Origin of the sequence: Mycobacterium canetti CIPT 140010059, assembly GCF_000253375.1 — a bacterium.
Taxonomy (GTDB): domain Bacteria; phylum Actinomycetota; class Actinomycetes; order Mycobacteriales; family Mycobacteriaceae; genus Mycobacterium; species Mycobacterium tuberculosis.
The window spans coordinates 1,473,899-1,493,270 of record NC_015848.1 but is presented as its reverse complement, the minus strand read 5'-3'; the positions used below and the strand labels follow the sequence as shown (position 1 = coordinate 1,493,270).

Here is a 19,372-nt window from a genome sequence, read left to right as displayed (position 1 = left end):
GTTTGCTCATGGCAGTCCACCTGACCCGCATCTATACCCGAACCGGCGATGACGGAACGACGGGATTGAGCGATATGTCCCGTGTCGCCAAAACCGACGCCCGACTGGTGGCATACGCGGATTGCGACGAGGCCAACGCCGCGATCGGGGCCGCCCTGGCGCTGGGCCACCCGGACACTCAAATCACGGATGTGCTGCGGCAGATCCAGAACGACTTGTTCGATGCCGGTGCGGATCTGTCGACTCCGATAGTGGAAAACCCGAAGCACCCTCCGCTGCGAATCGCACAGTCCTATATCGATCGGCTCGAAGGGTGGTGCGACGCATACAACGCGGGCCTGCCTGCACTAAAATCCTTTGTACTACCTGGTGGTTCACCGCTGTCGGCGCTGTTGCACGTCGCTCGCACCGTCGTTCGCCGGGCCGAGCGATCCGCGTGGGCCGCGGTCGACGCTCACCCGGAAGGCGTCAGCGTACTGCCGGCGAAATACCTGAACCGGCTGTCGGATCTGCTGTTCATCCTGTCGCGGGTAGCCAATCCCGACGGTGACGTGCTGTGGCGGCCCGGTGGTGATAGGACGGCGAGCTAGCGGCACCTTCCGCGTGCGAGCAGACGCGAAAGCCCCCAATACCCACGGTTTTTGGGGGCTTTTGCGTCTGCTGACCAGTGCGTCACATACTACGGCGGCGCGCGCGCGGCGACGGCCGGGACTCCAACCACGACAGAAATGCGGTCAACGCGCCCCTGTCGAGCGCGATCTCGTAACCTACCCTTCGGTCCTGGGTGCTGTCGCACAGTTCCACAACGACAATCTCGTCGGTCATGATGTCGAATTCGTCGCCACGGGGCGCGCGCCGGGAAATGATCTCCACACCCCGTCTACTGAGCCGGCGATCCGGCCACAAGCGCAGACTAGAAAGCCGGTAGAACGCGGCTTCGCCGCCGCGATAGCGGATTACGCCGTGGCGCCAGCCGTGACCTCCAACCGCAGGGATGTCCCGCATGATCCCAGCCGTTCCCCCCTGGCGCAGCTTCCACAGACGATAACTCAGTGCGAGAACGGCCAACCCCAGGACAACGACGAGCACGACCATGCCGATCATGGGCGCGCTCATCGGCGGGTTAGTCGATCGCGCCGACGGCGCGCAATCTGGCGCGGCCCCTGGCAGCGATGCGGGGATCGTCGGATTCGGAATCCTGCTTGGCGGCGGCCTCGTCGATCTCCGACTCGAACTCGGCAGATTCGGCGAGAATGCTGACGCCCTCCTCGGTCACCGACAGGAACCCGCCGTCGACCGCGATCCGCAGGTCCTTTTCTCCCTCCCGCTCGACCCGCACCATGGCGTCATCGACCAATTGGGCCACCAACGGAATGTGGCGGGGCAGGATGCCGATCTCACCGACGGTGGTGCGGGTGAACAGAAACTTCGCCGTACCCGACCAGATGTTCCGGTCGACGGCGACGATCTCAACGTTCAATTCGGCCATGCCACAACTCCCGTCACAGCTTGGCGCCGAGACTCTCGGCTTTCTTGGCCAGGTCATCAAGGCCACCGATCAAGAAGAAGGCCTGTTCGGGTACGTGATCGAAATCGCCCTTGCACAAGCGGTCGAACGCTTCAATGGTCTCCTTCACCGGGACGGTCGAACCCGGCTGGCCGGTGAACTGTTCGGCTGCCATCATGTTCTGCGATAGGAACCGCTCGATACGCCGGGCGCGGTTCACCAGCTGCTTGTCCTCCTCCGACAACTCGTCGATACCGAGGATCGCGATAATGTCCTGAAGGTCCTTGTAACGCTGCAGGATCCGGATGACTTCCTGGGCCACGCGGTAGTGCTCATCCCCGACAACGCTGGGGTCCAGGATGGTCGAGCTGGACGCCAGCGGGTCCACGGCGGGGAAGATGCCCTTGGAGAACACCGCACGGGATAGCTCGGTCGTGGCGTCCAGGTGGGCGAACGTGGTCGCCGGCGCTGGGTCGGTGTAGTCGTCGGCGGGCACGTAGACGGCTTGCATCGACGTGATCGAGCGTCCCCGCGTCGAGGTGATGCGCTCCTGCAGCTCGCCCATCTCGTCGGCCAGCGTGGGCTGGTATCCCACGGCCGACGGCATCCGGCCGAGAAGCGTCGACACTTCCGACCCAGCCTGGGTGAACCGGAAGATGTTGTCGATGAACAGCAATACGTCTTGACCCTGCTCGTCACGGAACCACTCCGCCATCGTCAGCGCAGACAGCGCAACACGCATACGGGTGCCCGGCGGCTCGTCCATCTGTCCGAATACCAGCGCGGTGTCCTTGAGCACGTTGGCTTCGGCAAGCTCGACCCACAGATCGTTGCCCTCGCGGGTGCGCTCGCCCACTCCGGCGAACACCGACGTACCACCGAAGTTACGGGCGATGCGGTTGATCATCTCCTGAATCAGCACCGTCTTGCCCACCCCGGCACCGCCGAACAGTGCGATCTTGCCGCCACGAACATACGGAGTCAGCAGGTCGACCACCTTCAGACCGGTCTCGAGCATCTCGGTCCGAGGCTCCAGCTCCTCGAACGCCGGCGGCTTGCGGTGAATCGACCAGTGTTCGAATTTTTCGCCATATCCCGGCTCGTCCAGGCAATCTCCCAGCGCATTGAAGACGTGGCCCTTCACACCCTCACCGACCGGCACCGAGATCGACCTCCCGGTGTCGATCACCTCGACGCCGCGCACCAAGCCGTCGGTCGGCTGCAGCGAGATGGTGCGCACCAGGTTGTCGCCGAGGTGCTGCGCCACCTCCAAGGTGAGGGTTTTCGCCAGCGACTCGAAGGTGATCTCAGCGTGCAGTGCATTGAACAGCTCGGGGATGGAACCGCGAGGAAACTCGACGTCGACGACGGGCCCAGTGACCCGTACCACGCGGCCGCTGGTGTCGGAGCTTCCCGGCTTTCCCGGCCGGTCGGTCTTTTCGGCAGTGGTAGTCATATCTTCTTCGCTTCCTCGTGGGGCTAACCTAGCTTGGGCCTAGCGGGCTTCGGCGAGCGCATTTGCGCCACCGACGATTTCACTAATCTCCTGGGTGATCTGGGCCTGCCGCTCGCGGTTTGCCATCAGCGTCAGGGCCTTGATGAGGTCATCGGCGTTGTCGGTGGCCGACTTCATCGCACGTTGCCGCGAGGCAAGCTCCGACGCCGCGGACTCCAGCAGCGCCGCGTACACCCGGGTAGTCAGGTAGCGCGGCAACAATGACTCGAACAGCATCGTCGCGTCGGGCTCGAACGAGTACAGCGTGCGCGGTCCGATGTCTTCCTCGACGTACTCCACCACCATGGGGGCGATCCGGTGAGCCTCCGCCGATTGCGACAGCATCGACTTGAACTCGGTGTAAACGATGTGCAGTTCGTCGACGCCCTCGCCGCTGTCGGACCGTTGATCCTCGCCGTTGTCGGTGCCGAGCAGGAACGCATCCACTAAGGTCGAAGCGATCTCGGCGGCGTTCTCGTACGTGGGTTGCTCGGAGAAACCCATCCACGACTCGGTGATGTTCCAGTTCCGAAAACTGTAGTAGTTCTGCGCCTTACGGCCCACCACATACAGCACCGGCTGCTTTCCGGCCTCCCTCAGCAGGGAGAACAGCTCCTCGGAGCGACGGAAAATATTGGCGTTGTATGCGCCGCACAAACCACGATCGGACGACACCACCAGCACGCCGGCTCGTTTCGGCTCCGGGCGCTCGACGAGCAACGGATGGTCCAGTGCGGCTTCAGCGGCCAGGGTGGTAAGCATCCGGGTGATCTCAAAAGCGTAGGGCCGAGCGGACTCGAGCCGAGCCTGCGCCCTGGCGATGCGCGATGTCGCAATCAGCTCCTGGGCCTTGGTGATCTTTTTGATCGACCCTGCCGAGCGGATCCGCCCGCGTAGTTCGCGAAGTGTGGCAGCCATGGTTAGCTATTTCTTCTTCTTCGGCGCCGGCTTTTTGACCTTCACGGCTTCCTTGGCGAGCTTATCCTCGTCGAGGGCCTCGACATGTTCGTCGGGCACCACAGAGCCGCCACCGGTGGCCGCGAAGCCCTTCTTGAAGTTCTTGATGACCTCGGTGAGCTTGTCGGCGGCCTCCTCGGTGAGCTTTTGGCTGTCCCGGATCTCAGTCAAAATCTCTTCTTCGGAGGCCCGCATGTGGTCCAGTAATTCGGTTTCGAACCGCCGGACGTCCTCGACGGGCACCGAGTCCAGGTGACCGCCGGTGCCCAGGAAGATCGAAACCACTTGCTCCTCAACGGGCATGGGCTGGGATTGCGGCTGCTTGAGCAGCTCGACCAGCCGGGCGCCGCGCTCCAACTGCGCCTTCGATGCGGCGTCCAAATCAGAAGCGAAAGCGGCGAAAGCTTCTAGCTCGCGGTATTGCGAAAGGTCCAAGCGGAGGCTTCCGGCGACCTCTTTCATAGCCTTGATCTGCGCCGCGCCGCCGACTCGGGACACCGACACACCGACGTTGATGGCCGGCCGGACGCCCTGGTTGAACAGGTCGGTTTCCAGGAAACATTGCCCGTCGGTGATCGAGATGACGTTGGTCGGGATGTAGGCCGAGATGTCGTTGGCCTTGGTCTCGATGATCGGCAGACCCGTTAGCGAGCCGCCACCGAGATCGTCGGACAGTTTGGCGCAGCGCTCCAAAAGCCGCGAATGCAGATAGAACACATCGCCGGGGTAGGCCTCACGGCCGGGCGGACGGCGCAGCAGCAGCGAGATCGCCCGGTATGCCTCGGCCTGCTTAGTCAGGTCGTCGAAGATGATCAGCACATGCTTGCCCTCGTACATCCAGTGCTGGGCAATCGCCGAACCGGTGTACGGCGCAAGCCATTTGAAACCGGCGGACTCCGACGCCGCGGCCGCGACGATGGTGGTGTAGTCCATCGCACCGCCCTCTTCCAGTGTGCGGCGTACCGCGGCGATGGTAGTTCCCTTCTGCCCGATGGCCACGTATACACAGCGCACCTGCTTGTTGGGATCACCGGACTCCCAGTTCTGCCGCTGGTTGAGGATGGTGTCGACGCAGACGGCGGTTTTACCGGTCTTGCGGTCGCCGATGATCAGCTGGCGCTGGCCGCGGCCGATCGGGGTCATCGCGTCAATCGCCTTGATCCCGGTCTGCAACGGCTCCTTCACGCCTTGCCGGTGCACCACCGAGGGCGCCTGGAGCTCCAGCGCGCGCCGAGTATCGGAGTCGACGTCTCCGCGCCCGTCGATCGGCTGGCCGAGCGGGTTAACCACCCGCCCCAAAAACCCGTCGCCAACCGGAACCGATAAGACTTCGCCGGTGCGCTTGACCTGCTGACCTTCTTCGATGTTCTCGAAGTCACCGAGGATCACCGCGCCGACGCTGTGCTCGTCGAGGTTGAGGGCGACGCCGAGGATTCCGCCCGGGAATTCGAGCAGCTCTTGGGTCATCACCGATGGCAAACCCTCGACGTGTGCGATGCCGTCCCCGGCATCGACGACGGTACCGACTTCCTCTCTACTGGTGTCGGCGGTGAAAGAGCTTACGTACTCTTCGATTGCGCTCTGGATGTCATCAGCGGGGATTGTCAACTCAGCCATAGCTTTTCGTCTTCCTACTTCGGTTTGTGCTGACTAGTTCGGGTTCAGTCGGGCAGTCGTGCCTCGGCCGCAGCTAGACGAGACGAGAGCGTACCGTCGATCACTTCGTCACCGACCGCGATGGACAATCCGCCCAGCAGCGCGGCGTCGATATGCAGCTGCACGGTCACGGGGTGACCGTAGATACGGCTCAGCACTTCGGTGAGGCGAGTGCGCTGAGCATCGCTGAGCTCGGCCGCCGCGCCGACCTGCGCGACGATTTCGCCGCGGCGAGCCACCGCAACTTCGGCCAGGAACAGCACCGCTTCCTCAACTGCCTGACCCCGCAGCAGCTCGACGGTGTGAGACAACAGCGCGACCACGACCGGGTTGACGGTACTGTCGGCACGCTCAAGCACCTTGCGCAGCAACCGGACTCGGCCTTCGGCCGGAACGGCACAGTCACCCAACAGGATGGCAAGCCGGGGCTGCACGTCGAGAATGCGGGAAAACCGGAATAACTGGTCTTCCACCTCGTCGACCTGACCCGCACGTTCGGCGAGTTCTAACAGCGCCTGCCGCGACACGTGTTCGATCGCATCGATCAAATCGGAATTGGCCGACCAGCGCTTCGATACGGCTGTGCGCAACACCTCGAGCGTTGGCGCGCCGACCTTGCCGGACACCAGCCGTTCGATCAGCCGGATCCTGGGCGTCGCATCTTCGGCTGGCACGGTGAGATAGCGGGTGACGACGGCCTCGCGGTCCAGCAGTCTTGCTACCGACACCAGCTCGCCGGCGAGGGTGGTCAGACCTTGATGGTCGAGGTCCTGGGCCATGGTGCCGAACCAATCCACCAGGCTGGTTAATGCCCTCCGGCTGGCTGAGCGCATCTTGGCCAGCAGTGGGTAATCGACATCGGCCGTAGCCGGCGCCATCGCATCGAGCTGATCCAGGAAGCGGTCGACGGTGGCCGATTGTTGTGCCTGATCGGCCACGTGATTGCGTACCAATTCCCTTGCCTGGCGCACCGATTCGTGACCGAGCTCGAGGCGAAGCTGACGGGTCAGCTGTGCCCGGATGAGGTCGACCTGACGGGCACCCTGCATTTTGATGCGCTCCGCCTCGACGTCGGCCTGGGCCTCTAGTTGTTCTGCGATGCGTTCGGCATCTGTCCTGGCCTCTTCCACAACACGGTGCGCTTCCGACTTGGCGTCTTCCAGCGCCTTCGTGTGAGCTTGACTCGCCTCCGCCAGCCGGTCGGCGGCCGCCGCCGCATCCGCCAGCTGTTGGCGCACCGTGTCCTGCCGTGCGGACATCAAACGCCCTACGAGCGGCACGATAAATCGCCACACCAGATAAACGATGACCGCGAACCCGAACAGCTGTCCGATAAACGTCGACATTCGTGGTTACCTCGTCGCGGCTGAAGCGGTGAGGTCAACACCGAGAATTCGACTGGCCAGAGTCGCCGACATGGTGCCCACGTGGGCACGCAGATCGAGTTCCACGGCGTCCCTCTCCCGCTTCAATTGCTCATGGGCGGTCTGCAACGTCGATGCCACCTGTTGTTCGGCCCGGACGCGTGCGTCCTCGATGACTTTACGGCCATCTGCCCGGGCATTGTCGCGCAAGGACGACGCCTGGACTCGGGCTTCCGTCATGGCTTCGTCGTAATCGGCCTGTGCGGCGGCGAACTGCTCGTCCGACTTCTTGTTGTCGGCCAGCGTTTTGGCGACCATAGCGTCACGTTCCCGCAAGACCTTCAAGATCGGCGGCACCACGAAAGTGCCAATGACAGCGAGCACCACCAGGAAGATGGCCAGCACAACGAAAAACGTGCCGTTGGGAATGAGGAAGTTGCTGGACTCGCCGCCTTCCTCTGCCGCCTGACTGGCGGCCAGGACAATCGCGCTCACTTCACCCATTGCTACCTATTGCAACCATTTGCCGTCGAATTACTTGACGGGTGTAGCGAAGACGAACAGCGCCATAAACGCCAGGTTGATGAAGTATGCCGCCTCAACCAAACCGACGGTGATGAAGAACGGTGTGAACAGCCGCCCTTGCGCCTCGGGTTGCCGGGCGACACCGGAGATAAGCGCGTTACCGGCGACACCGTCACCGATACCGGCGCCGATGGCGCCACCGGCCATGATCAGTCCACCGCCGATGAGGGCGCCGGCAGCGATAGTGGGGTCCATTTCCTTATCCTCCTTGATGGCTCTGGTAGCCGTTACCAGCATCCGGTACTAGTGGTGTTCCTCTTCGAGCTCCATCGCTTGGCTGAAGTACAAAATTGTCAGCAGCGCAAAAATGAAGGCCTGGATTGCGCCGACGAACAGGTCAAATGCTTTCCAGATCGCATTGGGCGCCCACATGATGTAGGGGGGAAAGAGCGCGATCAGTGCGACCAGAATGCCGCCGGCGAAAATGTTGCCGAAAAGTCGGAGCGACAACGAGATTGGCTTGGCGACTTCTTCGACAAGGTTGATCGGCGCGAGGAGCGTCACGTGCCCTTTCAGCAACTTGATCGGGTGTCCGACAATACCGCGCCGCCAAATACCGGCCGTGTGGTAGCAGACGAACACGAAAAGCGCCAGCGCCAGCACGTAATTGATGTCCGCTGCTGCCGATTTGAGCAACTCGGTGGTGTGCCCGTGTTTATCGGTGTACTGCACCGGGAGGACTGCCAGCCAGTTGGAGATCAGGATGAACACGAAGATGGTCACCGCCAGCGGCAGCACGAAGGGTGCGATCCGCATCCCGATGGCGCTTTCGACCTGATTGCGCATCTGAATGGTGATCGCCTCAAAAAACAACTGCACCCCGCCTGGCACATCCGTCGAAGTCACTTTGGCGCGCAGGTAGAACGCCAACGCGATCACGATCAACCCGGCGATCGCCGTCGACAACACGGTGTCGGTGTTGACCGTCATACCGAGCCAGGTGGCCGTGTGGTGCTCGCCGACCTCGATTTGGGCGGCCAGGATGGTCTCAGTCATCGCTGGCGCTCCTTCCTTCCGATCCCCGGGACTGGCCATTGGAAGAATAAGTTGCGACCGGTTCCTCGGTCGCAGTGCGCAGCTTCTTCAGGACCGGCAGGGCCGTCGTTGCCACCAGCAGCACCTGGAAGAATGCCAGCCCGAACACGACGCCCAATCCAGCGGGCCGGAAAATGTAGGCGATGATCAGCCCGAGGATGGTGATAATCGCCAGTCGCGATGCCGAGTTGAGGGCCATCGACCGTTTTAACGGGTGCTCTTTGGCGGTGATCGACTCGGCCGAACGCCGCACCAGCAGGGCATTGAGCAAACCCAGCAGCAACCCGAGACCCAAGAACATCCCGACCGTCAGGTGACCGAACACGCCGGCGACCAACATCGCCACTGCGGCCAGTCCAACGTTGATGAAAAAAAGGCGAACCGGACGGAAAGCAACAGAGGGAAACACCAACGGCGCGTCCTGCGCTGGTGTCGTCACTGCGGCACCTCAATTCCGGGCTGATGGAGCGGAAACCACCCGATCGACTGATCGGTGGCCCGCCGAGCGTATCGCAGTCGTCGCACCGGAATCACCCAAGGGGTAGCTCCCTATGTCGGTCGTGAATCGGCGCGACCGGATACGCATCCGATGGGCCGGGGGCCGGCAACCCGCGAGGTCTCCTTCGGGGTTCTAGCCGCACCGTACCACAAGGTAGACACCACTACTACTCCTTGTCGTAGTTCTCGGCTCCGGGCTAGTCCAGGTCCGGGTCGTAGTAGTCGTCGCCGCGGCGCAACAGGGGGATCAGTGTCGCGACGCCGGCGACCACGATCGCGCCCAGCATCACCGCCGCGGTGTCGCGCGGGTTAAAGAAGATCGAGCTCGCGGCGCCGAAGGCAACGATGCCCACCCACAGGTAGATGATCAGGACCACGCGCCGATGGGAATGACCGATCTGCAGCAGCCGGTGATGCAGGTGCATTTTGTCCGGGCTAAACGCGCTGCGGCCGGCGCGGGTGCGACGGACGATCGCTAGCAGCAGGTCGAGCATTGGCACAAACATGACCGCCACCACCAGCAGGAACGGCGACAGCAAAGCAAATACATCACGAGCGCCGTAGGCGTTCTGCGAGATCGGCCCGGCCGCGGTGGTGGAAGCGGCGGCCAGCATCAGGCCGATCAGCATCGACCCGGAATCGCCCATGAAGATCTTGGCCCGGTGGAAGTTGTGTGGCAGAAAGCCCAGGCAGGCCCCGGCCAGGACCACCGAAATCACCGCCGGCGGGTAGTACAAAACGTCACCACCGTGGTCACGAAGCAAACCCACCGAGAACATGCAGATTGCCAGCGCCGTTATCAGGCCCAGGCCGGCGGCCAGCCCGTCGAGACCGTCGACAAAGTTCATCGCGTTGACGATCGAAACGGTCAGCGCCAGGGTAAGCAGGATCGAGGAAGCCTGGTCCAAGACGATGGTGCCCACACCACCCACCGGGATGTACAGGACACTCCAGGCGACACCCATGGTGACCAGAACGCTCGCCGCCGTGATCTGGCCGGCGAACTTCGTCAGTGCATCCAGACCCCAACGATCATCGATCAGGCCGATGCCCATGATCACCGCACCGGCCACCAGCACCGCGGGCATGCCGGTGGAATAGACGAACCCCCGGGTGAGTGCCGGAAGCTGGGAGGCAAGAAAGACGGCGCCGACAATGCCCAGGAACATCGCCAACCCACCCATCCGAGGGGTAGGCGTGACGTGCACATCTCGCTCCCGCGGGTAGGCGACGGCTCCCAGGCGACTGGCCAGCATCCGCACCGGACCGGTCGCAAAATAGGTGATGATCGCCGCGGTCAGCCCGACCAGCGCAAGCTCACGCAGCGGGACACCGGCGCCGCGATAGGACAGGGCGAGCAAGCCACCGGCAACGCCGGCCACATCGCTGGACACCTCGAGACCGTACTGCACCAACCTGAGAGCTGAACACTCGCCGAACGTGCAACAGCTGCGAACAATTGGCCGAATCTTCGCAGTGCGTGCACGTTCGGCGGCTAGCCGAACAAGCTGGCCGCGTCCACACCAAGTACCTCGGCGATCCGCTCGGTGCTGACCGGCCCCTGCCGCAGGACGCGTGGGGTGGCTCCGGTCAGATCGACGATCGTGGAGCCGGCCTGCTGTTCGGATGGACCCGCGTCGAGATAGACCGCGACGTGGTCGCCGAGTTGAGAGCGTGCCTGTTCGGCGTCGACCGGGGGTGGGTGGCCCGAGATGTTGGCGCTGGATACCGCCATCGGACCCACCTCACGCAACAACTCGATGGCGACCGGGTGCAGCGGCATTCGCAGCATCACGGTGCCATGGGCATCGCCAAGATCCCATTGCAGCGACGGCGCTTGCACGACCACCAGGCTGAGCGCGCCGGGCCAGAATGCGCGAATCAGTTCGCGGGCACCGTCGGGCATAGAGTAGACCAGCCCCTCGATCGTGTGCCAAGAGCCGACCAGCACACCTACCGGCATATCGCGACCCCGCCCCTTTGCCGACAGCAACGCGGCCACCGCGGAGCTGTCGAAGGCGTCGGCGCCGATCCCATACACCGTGTCCGTAGGCATCACCACCAGTTGGCCCGCCTTGATTGCCCCTACCGCAGAGACGATTCCACGCGAACGCTGCTCGGGGTCGGCGCAGTCGAACGTCTCAGTCAATGGCGCCGCTTCTCCTCATCGCTTCGCTCTGCATCGTCGCTGGCGCGGGTCAATGGCGCCGTTCTCCCCTGCAAGCGGGAGGTGCCCCCACCTCATCGCCGTCACAAACCTCGGCCGTCCGGCCAGATCTTTCCGGGCTTGTACGTCCACGAAAAGTTTTGTGCTGCTGACCAAATCGACAGTTGACGACGACGTGGTGTCGTCGTGTTCGACGGCGAACAGGCCACCGGGACGCAGCCAGCGCCCAGCAAGCCCGACGACCGCGGATATCACCGTCATCCCGTCGGGACCGCCGAACAACGCGTGATGCGGGTCATGTTGCGCTACTTCAGGTTCCAAAACAGCAGCATCAGGGATGTAGGGCGGGTTGGAAACCATCAGGTCGACTTGTCCGTCGAGTTCGGGGAGCAGGCAGGGCGTGGTGACGTCGGCACGCACCAACTCTACCGGGGTACCCGCCGCATTGCGGCGGGCATAGTCAAGGGCGCAGTCGGAGTCGTCAATGCCGATGATGCGGGCCTTTAGTCCAAGGTTGGCCCGGTGCTGGGCCAATGCGACCGCCAACGCGCCAGATCCCGTGCATGCGTCGACAATCAGCGGCCGCGCCGGCAGCGACTGCGCGGTGGCCCAGGCCAAAATGGCTTCGGTCTCCGGACGCGGTACAAACACACCCGGGCCGACATGCAGCACCACGGGCCCAAACGACACAGTCCCGATGAGATGCTGCAACGGCACCCGCCGCGCACGAGCGGTGACGATGTCGCGATAGCGCCCGAAGAACTCGTCGCCGGGCGGCTCGAACAGGGGTAGCCTACCGCGGTCTGTGCCCGCTAGGTGAGCGGCCAACTGCTCAGCGTCGCAACGCGCCGAGTCGACCCCCGCTTCGGCCAATAGCGCAGCAGCCAAGTCGATCGCCTGACGCAGGGTCATTGTGCCGCTCTCCCCCGCAAGCGGGAGGTTCCCCCACCGCATCGTCGCCGGCGCGGAGGTCATGATTGTCGCAACCGGGATTGCTTGTCCGCGGCGGACAGAGCGTCGAACAACGCGTCAAGATCGCCATCCAGCACCTGATCGAGATTGTGTGACTTGTAACCGATCCGGTGGTCGGTGATCCGGTTCTCCGGGAAGTTGTAGGTGCGAATGCGTTCACTACGGTCCACAGTGCGGATTTGGCTAGCCCGGTCGGCCGACGCGTCGGCCAGCGCCTGCTCCTCGGCCATTGCCTGCAACCGAGCGGCCAGCACCTGCAACGCACGCGTCTTGTTCTGCAGCTGCGACCGTTCGTTCTGACAGGTGACGACGATTCCAGTGGGCAGATGGGTGATACGCACCGCGGAGTCGGTGGTATTCACTCCCTGCCCGCCCTTGCCGGACGACCGGAAAACGTCGATACGCAGATCCGACTCGTCGATCTGCACTTGGCCGACTTCCTCGGGCTCCGGATAGACCAGCACACCCGCCGCCGAAGTATGCACGCGGCCTTGGGATTCCGTCACTGGGACCCGTTGTACGCGGTGCACCCCGCCCTCGAACTTCATGCGCGACCACACCCCGTCGGGGGTGTCGGCTTTGCTGGCAATCGCCAACGTCGCGTCCTTGTACCCACCCAGATCCGAGGTGGTCTCGTCCAACACCGTCACCGCCCAGCCGTGCCGCTCGGCGTAGCGGATATACATCCTGGCCAAATCGGCGGCGAACAACGCGGATTCTTCGCCCCCCTCGCCGGATTTGACTTCCAGCACAATGTCATCGGCATCGTGCGGGTCACGCGGTGCCAACATGTCAGTGAGTTGGGCATCCAGTTCGCCCACCCGAGCCTCCAATGCGGCAACCTCGGCGGCGAACGACTCGTCGGAAGCCACCAGCTCGCGCGCGGTCTCGAGGTCGTCGCGCGCGGACGTCAGCTTGCGGTGGGTTGCGACGATCGGGGCCAATCGGGCAAACCGGCGCCCGACTCTGCGCGCCTCGGCCGGATTGCTGTGCAGCGCGGGATCTGCCAGCGCAAGCTCGAGCTCGGCGTGTTCGGCGAGCAACACGTCAATCGTCTGCACTGGCTGCGTCATGTCAACCTTCTTCCCGCGAGCGCGGACCCTAACGCGAACCGACGCCCGTCCTGTACCGCTGGTGCACAGTTCGGGCGTCGGTAAGCCAGCTATTTGCCGGTTGAAACCGCCTTGTCAGCTCCGACCTTGCGCTTGCCGTACCGCTTCTCGAAGCGAGCCACCCGGCCGCCGCTGTCGAGGATCTTCTGCTTGCCGGTGTAGAACGGATGACACTGCGAACAAACCTCAACCACAATACGACCTCCCGGCTTGGTGCTACGCGTCTGGAAGGTATTGCCGCATCCGCAGACCACGGTGGTCTCCTCATATGCCGGATGAATGTCAGATTTCATGCTGCCCTCTGTGATCGGTGGCCGCCCGTCGTGGCGTGCCGAGAACCTGGTCCGGTTCCAACTCGTTGAGCATCGATTATGCCAGGTCAACCGCTATCACCCCAAACACCGAGATGCGTGCGGACATTCCCGGCGAGCCGTCTCGCCGGATCAGTCGCTGTCCATGGACCCTGGCGTGGTCTTGGACACCTGAACAAGGAATTCGTAGTTGTTCTTCGTCTTACGCAGCTGCGACATCAGCAGGTCGATGGCCTGGTGGGAATCCAGGCCCGATAGCACGCGGCGCAGCTTGTGCACAATAGCGAACTCGTCGGGCGACAGCAGTAGCTCGTCCTTGCGGGTTCCAGAAGGGTTCACGTCGACCGCAGGGAAAACCCGCCGCTCGGCGATCTTGCGGTCCAGCTTGAGCTCGGCGTTGCCGGTGCCCTTGAACTCCTCGAAAATGACCGTGTCACCAGTGGACCCGGTCTCGACCATCGCAGTGGCGATGATGGTCAGCGACCCGCCCTCTTCGATGTTGCGCGCGGCCCCCAGGAAGCGCTTGGGCGGGTACAACGCCGTGGAATCGACACCACCGGACAGGATCCGGCCCGACGCCGGCGACGCGTTGTTGTAAGCGCGGCCTAGCCGGGTGATTGAATCGAGCAGCACCACGACGTCCTTGCCTTGCTCCACCAGCCGCTTGGCGCGTTCGATCGCCAGCTCGGCGACCGACGTGTGGTCCGACGGCGGCCGGTCGAAAGTTGAAGCGATGACCTCGCCTTTGACCGAGCGCTGCATATCGGTGACCTCCTCAGGCCGCTCGTCGACGAGCACGACCATGAGGTGGCATTCCGGGTTGTTCCTGGTGATCGCGTTGGCGATGTCCTGCAGGATCGTTGTCTTGCCCGCTTTGGGCGGCGACACAATCAACGCGCGTTGACCCTTGCCGATCGGCATGATGAGGTCGATGACCCGGGTGGTCAGCCGCTCGGTACTGGTTTCCAGACGAAGCCGCTGGTTGGGGTACAACGGCGTCAGTTTGCCGAACTCGGGCCGCTTCTTGGCGTCTTCGACCGATCCGCCGTTGATGCTGTCCAGGCGGACCAGCGGGTTGAACTTCTGCCGCTGGTTGGGTTGCTCCCCTTCCTTGGGCACCCGCACCGCACCGGTCACCGCATCACCACGGCGCATGCCGTTCTTGCGCACCATGTTCATCGACACATACACGTCGTGCGGACCGGGTAGGTAGCCGGAGGTGCGCACAAACGCGTAGTTGTCCAGGACGTCGAGTATGCCGGCTACCGGCTGGACGACGTCGTCCTCACGCAGTTCAGCCTCGGCGCCGTCGCCGGATCGTTCACCGCGGCGCCGCCGATCGCGGAACCGGCGTCCGCGCCGGCCCTGACGCGCTTCTCCGTCCTCGTCGCCGCGCGCCTGCTGACCGCCCGAAGCCTGCTGGTCACCCCCTTGGTCGCCACCCGCGTCGGTGCCACGCTCCTCGGTCTTGGCGTCCTGTTGACCGCCTTGGCGGTTGTCGGTGTCGTCTGCGGCTGTGCCCGCACGCTCACCGGAGCCGGAGGGTCCCGCTTCACGGGTGGCGCTGCGCCGCTCCGGGCGGACCTGTTGGCTTTGGGAATCGATCTGTTCGGTCGGGGTCTGTTCCCCCTGGGTGGCCGGTGCCTCGGAACTGGGCGGCCGGTCGCCCTTGTCGTGCTCTTGAGCCGACCGGTCAACGGCTGGGGCGCCGTTGGCCTGTCGCCTGATCTCCTCAATCGCAGCGATCAGTTCGTTCTTCCGCATACCCGATGTTCCCTTCACGCCGGCTCGATTAGCCAGCGCACGCAGTTCGGGCAGCACCATGGTGGCCAGCGAGCCGGCCGGCTCGTCGGCGTTGAGGTCTGGGGGATCTGTGGCAGCGGCATCCGACGGCTTGCCGTCGGTACTTTCGCCAGCCGTAATGAGGTCCGTATCGGTCACGGATTTCCTTTCCTTCCCCCGCTGATCACGTCATACGGGGTTTTGTTGCAGTCAGCCAAATCGCCGAGTGCGCCAATCATCGACTTTGCAACGGTGATCGCCATCAGCGGCGAATACGGCGAACCTCGTCCACAAGAAGAATTGGTGGCTGTCCTAGCGGCAAGGCAGTACGTATGCAGATGCTGCGATTGCTGGACGGCTCCGAGGATAGCCCGCTTCCTGGCCGGAAGCAAGCAAACCCCCGCAACCTTGCGGATTAACCGGGAACTCTTACTGTCGGGCTCCAGCGAACCGCCTCGCCAACAGTCAGCTCGGTAACGGCAAATCCCTTTGCGGCTCCGAACTCCACGGCGTCGGTCGGCAACTCTGAATCTGTACTCAGGGCGATCAACGAAGGACCTGCCCCGGACAGTGCTGCTGCCACGTTATGACGCCGCAACAGCCGAAGATATTCCGCGGAGGCTGTCATTGCCGCGGCACGTTGCGGCTGATGAAGCAGATCTTCGGTGGCCGCCATCAGCAGATCGGGCCGTTCGGTGAGCGCAACCACCAGCAGCGCCGCGCGACTGACATTGAACCGTGCGTCGTCGTGACTAACCTGCGCGGGCAATAGCACCCGCGTTTCCGCGGTCGACGAACGCTGCTCGGGAATCGCAGTGAACAGGCGGATATCGGGATGAAGCCGCAGTGATACGGCCGAATAGTTGGGCCGGTCACCACTGTGGTCAGTCCACGAAACCACGGCACCACCCAAAACCGCGGCCGCCGCGTTGTCGGGATGACCCTCGAACTCCGAAGCCAACTGAATCAGCTCAGCATCGCTCGATGGTGACGAATCCGTTTGTACGACAAGACCGTTAACGGCCGCAAGACCGCCCACAACTGCTGCCGCGGAGGAGCCGAGGCCGCGGGAGTGCGGGATGGCGTTGCGGCAGCGCACCGCCAGGCCGGCGGCGCTGACCCCCGCTGCCTGTAACCCGTGCTGCACGGCGCGGACCACGAGGTGCTCGGGGCCCAGCGGCACCTGGTCGCCGCCCTCGCCGTCTACAGTCACCGTCAAGCCGGAATCTGTTGTCTCGACGATGATCTCGTCGTAGAGACTCAGCGCCAAACCGACACTGTCGAAGCCCGGGCCCAGGTTTGCACTGGACGCCGCCACCACCGCACTGGCCACCAGCCCAGAAGGCAACAATGCTTGAGTCACCATGCGTGCCGACCCGCCGCACCCGGCTCCGCCGCGCTTGCGATCGCCACCCAATCCAAACCGTGCCGACCCGCCGCACCCGGCTCCGCCGCGCTTGCGATCGCCACCCAATCCAAACCGTGCCGACCCGCCGCACCCGGCTCCGCCGCGCTTGCGATCGCCACTAGGCCAGCCCTAGCTTCTCGACGACGGCTACCGGGTCCACGGGAACCGGAGACACGCTCGGCATGTCTTTGAGCGCGGTGTCGGGATCCTTAAGACCGTTGCCGGTTACCGTGCACACCACCGTCGAACCACGCGCCACCCAGCCGTCGTCGATCGCTTTGAGGAGACCCGCAATGCTGGCTGCGGACGCGGGCTCCACGAATACGCCTTCGACACGAGCCACCAGGTGATATGCGGCCAGTATCTCCTCGTCGGAGGCGGCCAAGAAGCGGCCCTTGGACTGCTGCTGTGCCTCGACGGCCGAAGTCCACGACGCCGGCGAGCCGATGCGGATCGCGGTTGCGATGGTCTCCGGGTGGCTCACCGGTTCGCCGAGCACCAGGGGCGCCGCGCCCGCGGCCTGAGTGCCCAGCATGCGGGGCAACTTGTCGATCAGGCCCAGCTGGTGATACTCGGTGTAGCCCTTCCAGTACGCGGTGATGTTGCCGGCGTTGCCAACCGGCAGAGCATGCACGTCCGGCGCGGTACCTAGCACGTCGACGATCTCGAACGCTGCCGTTTTCTGGCCCTCGATGCGCACCGGGTTTACCGAGTTGACCAACGAAATCGTCGGGAAGTCCGCGGCCATCTTGCGCGCCAGTTCCAGGCAGTCGTCGAAGTTACCGTCGATCTGGATGATCTTGGCGCCGTGCATGACCGCCTGTGCGAGCTTGCCCATCGCGATCTTGCCCTGCGGTATCAGCACCGCGCAGGTGATGCCGGCCCGGGCGGCATAGGCCGCCGCCGACGCCGAGGTATTTCCGGTCGATGCGCACAAGACCGCCCGCTGACCATGGGCAAGGGCATCGGTGACCGCCATCGTCATGCCACGATCCTTGAAGGAGCCGGTGGGGTTGAGGCCCTCCACTTTGAGGTGGATCGTGCAGCCCGTCTGCTTGGAGAGATTAGTTGCCGCGATGAGGGGAGTACCACCCTCGAGCAGGGTCACCGGAGTCCAGTCGTCACCCACCGGCAGCCGGTCACGGTACGCGGCAATCACTCCCGGCCACGGCTGGTGAGTGGCCGTCGGCGGGACGGTCATAAGCCGGTTCCTTCCAGTCGTATCACGCTGGACACACCCTGCACGACATCCAAGTCGTCCAGTGCATCAACGGTTTCCGAGAGTGCGGCGTCAGTGGCGAGGTGCGTGACCACCACGATTCGGGCTCCCACCCGTCGACCACCTTCGTCCACAACGCCCTCCTGGCGCACCTCGGCGATGCTCACCTCGCGTTTGGCGAATTCCGCCGCCACCGCGGACAAGACGCCCGGCTTGTCGGCGACGTTCATGCTGACGTAATAGCGCGTTTCAATGAAACCCATTGGTGCCACCGGAAGTTGAGCGTATTTAGACTCACGGGGGCCGCGGCTGCCGAGTACCCGGTTGCGGGCGGCCATCACTAGGTCACCGGTCACCGCAGAGGCGGTCGGCGCGCCGCCCGCGCCCTGGCCGTAGAACATCAGCCGGCCCGCGGCCTCGGCCTCGACCACCACGGCATTGAACGCGCCGTTGACCGCGGCAAGCGGATGCGACAGAGGTACCAGGGCCGGATAGACGCGGGCCGATACCCGCTGCGAACCTTCGTCGGTGGTTATGCGCTCACAGATCGACAGCAGTTTGATGGTGCAACCCAGCGCGTGCGCGGATCCGAAGTCGGCCGGAGTGACCTTGGTGATGCCTTCGCGATACACGTCGTCTGCGGTCACCCGGGTGTGGAAGGCAATGGATGCCAGGATCGCTGCCTTGGCCGCGGCGTCGTAGCCTTCGACGTCTGCGGTGGGATCAGCCTCCGCATAGCCCAGCGCACTTGCGTCGGCCAGGGCGCTGGCATAGTCAGCGCCGGTGCTGTCCATCGCCGAGAGGATGTAGTTGGTGGTGCCGTTGACGATCCCGGCCACTCGCAGCACCGTGTCGCCGGCCAGCGACTGGGTGAGCGGACGGATGACCGGAATGGCGCCCGCCACGGCCGCCTCGAAATACAGATCAACATGGGCGCTTTCGGCGGCCTGTGCCAATTCGCCGGTGGAGGTGGCGAGTAAAGCCTTGTTCGCCGTAACGACGGACTTGCCGCGCTCAAGGGCGCCCAGGATCGCCTTGCGCGACGGTTCCACCGGCCCCATCACTTCCACCACGATATCGACATCCTCGCGGGCCACGAGCTCTTCAATGTCGTCGGTCAACAATTCGATCGGCACGCCGCGATCGGTCGTCACGCGGCGCACGCCGATGCCCCGCAGGACCAATGGGGCACCGACACGAGCCGCGAGATCCTCGGCGCTGTTCTCGATGATGCGGACAACCTCGCTGCCGACGTTGCCCAAACCGAGTACCGCTACGCCGACCGGCTTTTCGTCACCGGGCAC

20 protein-coding genes are annotated in these 19,372 nt (G+C 63.9%); 1 reads left to right on the top strand and 19 read right to left on the bottom strand.

Features of this window, described 5'->3' with window-relative positions:
- The first annotated feature begins 8 nt into the window (after positions 1 to 8).
- Positions 9 to 590 carry a cob(I)yrinic acid a,c-diamide adenosyltransferase gene (locus tag MCAN_RS06990; RefSeq protein WP_003406839.1) on the top strand — a complete coding sequence of 194 codons (582 nt, stop codon included), beginning with the start codon at positions 9 to 11 and terminating at the stop codon, positions 588 to 590.
- 82 nt (positions 591 to 672) lie between these two features.
- On the opposite strand, the gene MCAN_RS06985 is transcribed toward MCAN_RS06990, so the two are convergent.
- The 19 genes from MCAN_RS06985 to MCAN_RS06885 all read right to left on the bottom strand — a co-directional run bounded on the left by MCAN_RS06985 (position 673) and on the right by MCAN_RS06885 (position 19,372).
- Complete coding sequence (locus MCAN_RS06985; RefSeq protein WP_003406722.1) at positions 673 to 1,116, bottom strand: DUF2550 domain-containing protein; 444 nt, start codon at positions 1,114 to 1,116, stop codon at positions 673 to 675.
- Between the two features lie 7 nt (positions 1,117 to 1,123).
- Complete coding sequence (locus MCAN_RS06980) at positions 1,124 to 1,489, bottom strand: F0F1 ATP synthase subunit epsilon (protein ID WP_003406708.1); 366 nt, start codon at positions 1,487 to 1,489, stop codon at positions 1,124 to 1,126.
- Between the two features lie 13 nt (positions 1,490 to 1,502).
- Positions 1,503 to 2,963 carry a F0F1 ATP synthase subunit beta gene (gene atpD / locus MCAN_RS06975; protein WP_003406701.1) on the bottom strand — a complete coding sequence of 487 codons (1,461 nt, stop codon included), beginning with the start codon at positions 2,961 to 2,963 and terminating at the stop codon, positions 1,503 to 1,505.
- A 39-nt stretch (positions 2,964 to 3,002) separates the two neighbouring features.
- A complete protein-coding gene (locus MCAN_RS06970) occupies positions 3,003 to 3,920 on the bottom strand; it encodes a F0F1 ATP synthase subunit gamma (RefSeq protein ID WP_003898819.1) in 918 nt (305 codons plus the stop codon).
- 6 nt (positions 3,921 to 3,926) lie between these two features.
- The gene (gene atpA / locus MCAN_RS06965; protein ID WP_014000704.1) at positions 3,927 to 5,576 is read right to left on the bottom strand and encodes a F0F1 ATP synthase subunit alpha; all 1,650 of its coding nucleotides are present in this window, start codon (positions 5,574 to 5,576) and stop codon (positions 3,927 to 3,929) included.
- A gap of 44 nt (positions 5,577 to 5,620) precedes the next feature.
- Entirely contained in the window at positions 5,621 to 6,961 is a 1,341-nt protein-coding gene (locus MCAN_RS06960) for a F0F1 ATP synthase subunit B/delta (RefSeq protein WP_003406697.1), read from the bottom strand.
- Positions 6,962 to 6,967: 6 nt separating this feature from the next.
- A complete protein-coding gene (locus MCAN_RS06955) occupies positions 6,968 to 7,483 on the bottom strand; it encodes a F0F1 ATP synthase subunit B (protein WP_003898818.1) in 516 nt (171 codons plus the stop codon).
- Positions 7,484 to 7,513: 30 nt separating this feature from the next.
- The gene (locus MCAN_RS06950) at positions 7,514 to 7,759 is read right to left on the bottom strand and encodes a F0F1 ATP synthase subunit C (RefSeq protein ID WP_003406686.1); all 246 of its coding nucleotides are present in this window, start codon (positions 7,757 to 7,759) and stop codon (positions 7,514 to 7,516) included.
- A gap of 48 nt (positions 7,760 to 7,807) precedes the next feature.
- The gene (atpB, locus tag MCAN_RS06945; protein ID WP_003406681.1) at positions 7,808 to 8,560 is read right to left on the bottom strand and encodes a F0F1 ATP synthase subunit A; all 753 of its coding nucleotides are present in this window, start codon (positions 8,558 to 8,560) and stop codon (positions 7,808 to 7,810) included.
- On the bottom strand, positions 8,553 to 9,038 hold the full coding sequence (locus MCAN_RS06940) for an ATP synthase subunit I (protein ID WP_014000703.1): 486 nt from the start codon (positions 9,036 to 9,038) through the stop codon (positions 8,553 to 8,555). Before MCAN_RS06940 ends, atpB begins: the two co-directional genes overlap by 8 nt.
- Before the next feature lie 256 nt (positions 9,039 to 9,294).
- Complete coding sequence (gene rfe, locus MCAN_RS06935; RefSeq protein ID WP_003898816.1) at positions 9,295 to 10,509, bottom strand: UDP-N-acetylglucosamine--decaprenyl-phosphate N-acetylglucosaminephosphotransferase; 1,215 nt, start codon at positions 10,507 to 10,509, stop codon at positions 9,295 to 9,297.
- 83 nt (positions 10,510 to 10,592) lie between these two features.
- Positions 10,593 to 11,246 carry an L-threonylcarbamoyladenylate synthase gene (locus MCAN_RS06930; RefSeq protein WP_003406678.1) on the bottom strand — a complete coding sequence of 218 codons (654 nt, stop codon included), beginning with the start codon at positions 11,244 to 11,246 and terminating at the stop codon, positions 10,593 to 10,595.
- Positions 11,247 to 11,261: 15 nt separating this feature from the next.
- On the bottom strand, positions 11,262 to 12,176 hold the full coding sequence (gene prmC, locus MCAN_RS06925) for a peptide chain release factor N(5)-glutamine methyltransferase (RefSeq protein WP_003917449.1): 915 nt from the start codon (positions 12,174 to 12,176) through the stop codon (positions 11,262 to 11,264).
- Positions 12,177 to 12,235: 59 nt separating this feature from the next.
- Positions 12,236 to 13,309: a peptide chain release factor 1 gene (gene prfA / locus MCAN_RS06920; protein WP_003406670.1), complete on the bottom strand. Its 1,074-nt coding sequence runs from the start codon at positions 13,307 to 13,309 to the stop codon at positions 12,236 to 12,238.
- Between the two features lie 89 nt (positions 13,310 to 13,398).
- Entirely contained in the window at positions 13,399 to 13,641 is a 243-nt protein-coding gene (gene rpmE / locus MCAN_RS06915) for a 50S ribosomal protein L31 (RefSeq protein WP_003406668.1), read from the bottom strand.
- A 150-nt stretch (positions 13,642 to 13,791) separates the two neighbouring features.
- On the bottom strand, positions 13,792 to 15,600 hold the full coding sequence (gene rho, locus MCAN_RS06910; RefSeq protein WP_003898814.1) for a transcription termination factor Rho: 1,809 nt from the start codon (positions 15,598 to 15,600) through the stop codon (positions 13,792 to 13,794).
- A gap of 256 nt (positions 15,601 to 15,856) precedes the next feature.
- Positions 15,857 to 16,807 carry a homoserine kinase gene (gene thrB, locus MCAN_RS06900; protein WP_003406654.1) on the bottom strand — a complete coding sequence of 317 codons (951 nt, stop codon included), beginning with the start codon at positions 16,805 to 16,807 and terminating at the stop codon, positions 15,857 to 15,859.
- Positions 16,808 to 16,967: 160 nt separating this feature from the next.
- A complete protein-coding gene (thrC, locus tag MCAN_RS06890; protein WP_003406652.1) occupies positions 16,968 to 18,050 on the bottom strand; it encodes a threonine synthase in 1,083 nt (360 codons plus the stop codon).
- On the bottom strand, positions 18,047 to 19,372 hold the full coding sequence (locus tag MCAN_RS06885; RefSeq protein ID WP_003406648.1) for a homoserine dehydrogenase: 1,326 nt from the start codon (positions 19,370 to 19,372) through the stop codon (positions 18,047 to 18,049). The genes thrC and MCAN_RS06885 overlap by 4 nt, the downstream gene beginning before the upstream one ends.

Coding starts and splice junctions, on each gene's coding strand:
- MCAN_RS06990 (WP_003406839.1), top strand. CDS start 9: ATGGCAGTCCACCTGACCCGCATCTATACCCGAACCGGCGATGACGGA.
- MCAN_RS06985 (WP_003406722.1), bottom strand. CDS start 1,116: ATGAGCGCGCCCATGATCGGCATGGTCGTGCTCGTCGTTGTCCTGGGG.
- MCAN_RS06980 (WP_003406708.1), bottom strand. CDS start 1,489: ATGGCCGAATTGAACGTTGAGATCGTCGCCGTCGACCGGAACATCTGG.
- atpD (WP_003406701.1), bottom strand. CDS start 2,963: ATGACTACCACTGCCGAAAAGACCGACCGGCCGGGAAAGCCGGGAAGC.
- MCAN_RS06970 (WP_003898819.1), bottom strand. CDS start 3,920: ATGGCTGCCACACTTCGCGAACTACGCGGGCGGATCCGCTCGGCAGGG.
- atpA (WP_014000704.1), bottom strand. CDS start 5,576: ATGGCTGAGTTGACAATCCCCGCTGATGACATCCAGAGCGCAATCGAA.
- MCAN_RS06960 (WP_003406697.1), bottom strand. CDS start 6,961: ATGTCGACGTTTATCGGACAGCTGTTCGGGTTCGCGGTCATCGTTTAT.
- MCAN_RS06955 (WP_003898818.1), bottom strand. CDS start 7,483: ATGGGTGAAGTGAGCGCGATTGTCCTGGCCGCCAGTCAGGCGGCAGAG.
- MCAN_RS06950 (WP_003406686.1), bottom strand. CDS start 7,759: ATGGACCCCACTATCGCTGCCGGCGCCCTCATCGGCGGTGGACTGATC.
- atpB (WP_003406681.1), bottom strand. CDS start 8,560: ATGACTGAGACCATCCTGGCCGCCCAAATCGAGGTCGGCGAGCACCAC.
- prmC (WP_003917449.1), bottom strand. CDS start 12,176: ATGACCCTGCGTCAGGCGATCGACTTGGCTGCTGCGCTATTGGCCGAA.
- prfA (WP_003406670.1), bottom strand. CDS start 13,309: ATGACGCAGCCAGTGCAGACGATTGACGTGTTGCTCGCCGAACACGCC.
- rpmE (WP_003406668.1), bottom strand. CDS start 13,641: ATGAAATCTGACATTCATCCGGCATATGAGGAGACCACCGTGGTCTGC.
- thrB (WP_003406654.1), bottom strand. CDS start 16,807: ATGGTGACTCAAGCATTGTTGCCTTCTGGGCTGGTGGCCAGTGCGGTG.
- thrC (WP_003406652.1), bottom strand. CDS start 18,050: ATGACCGTCCCGCCGACGGCCACTCACCAGCCGTGGCCGGGAGTGATT.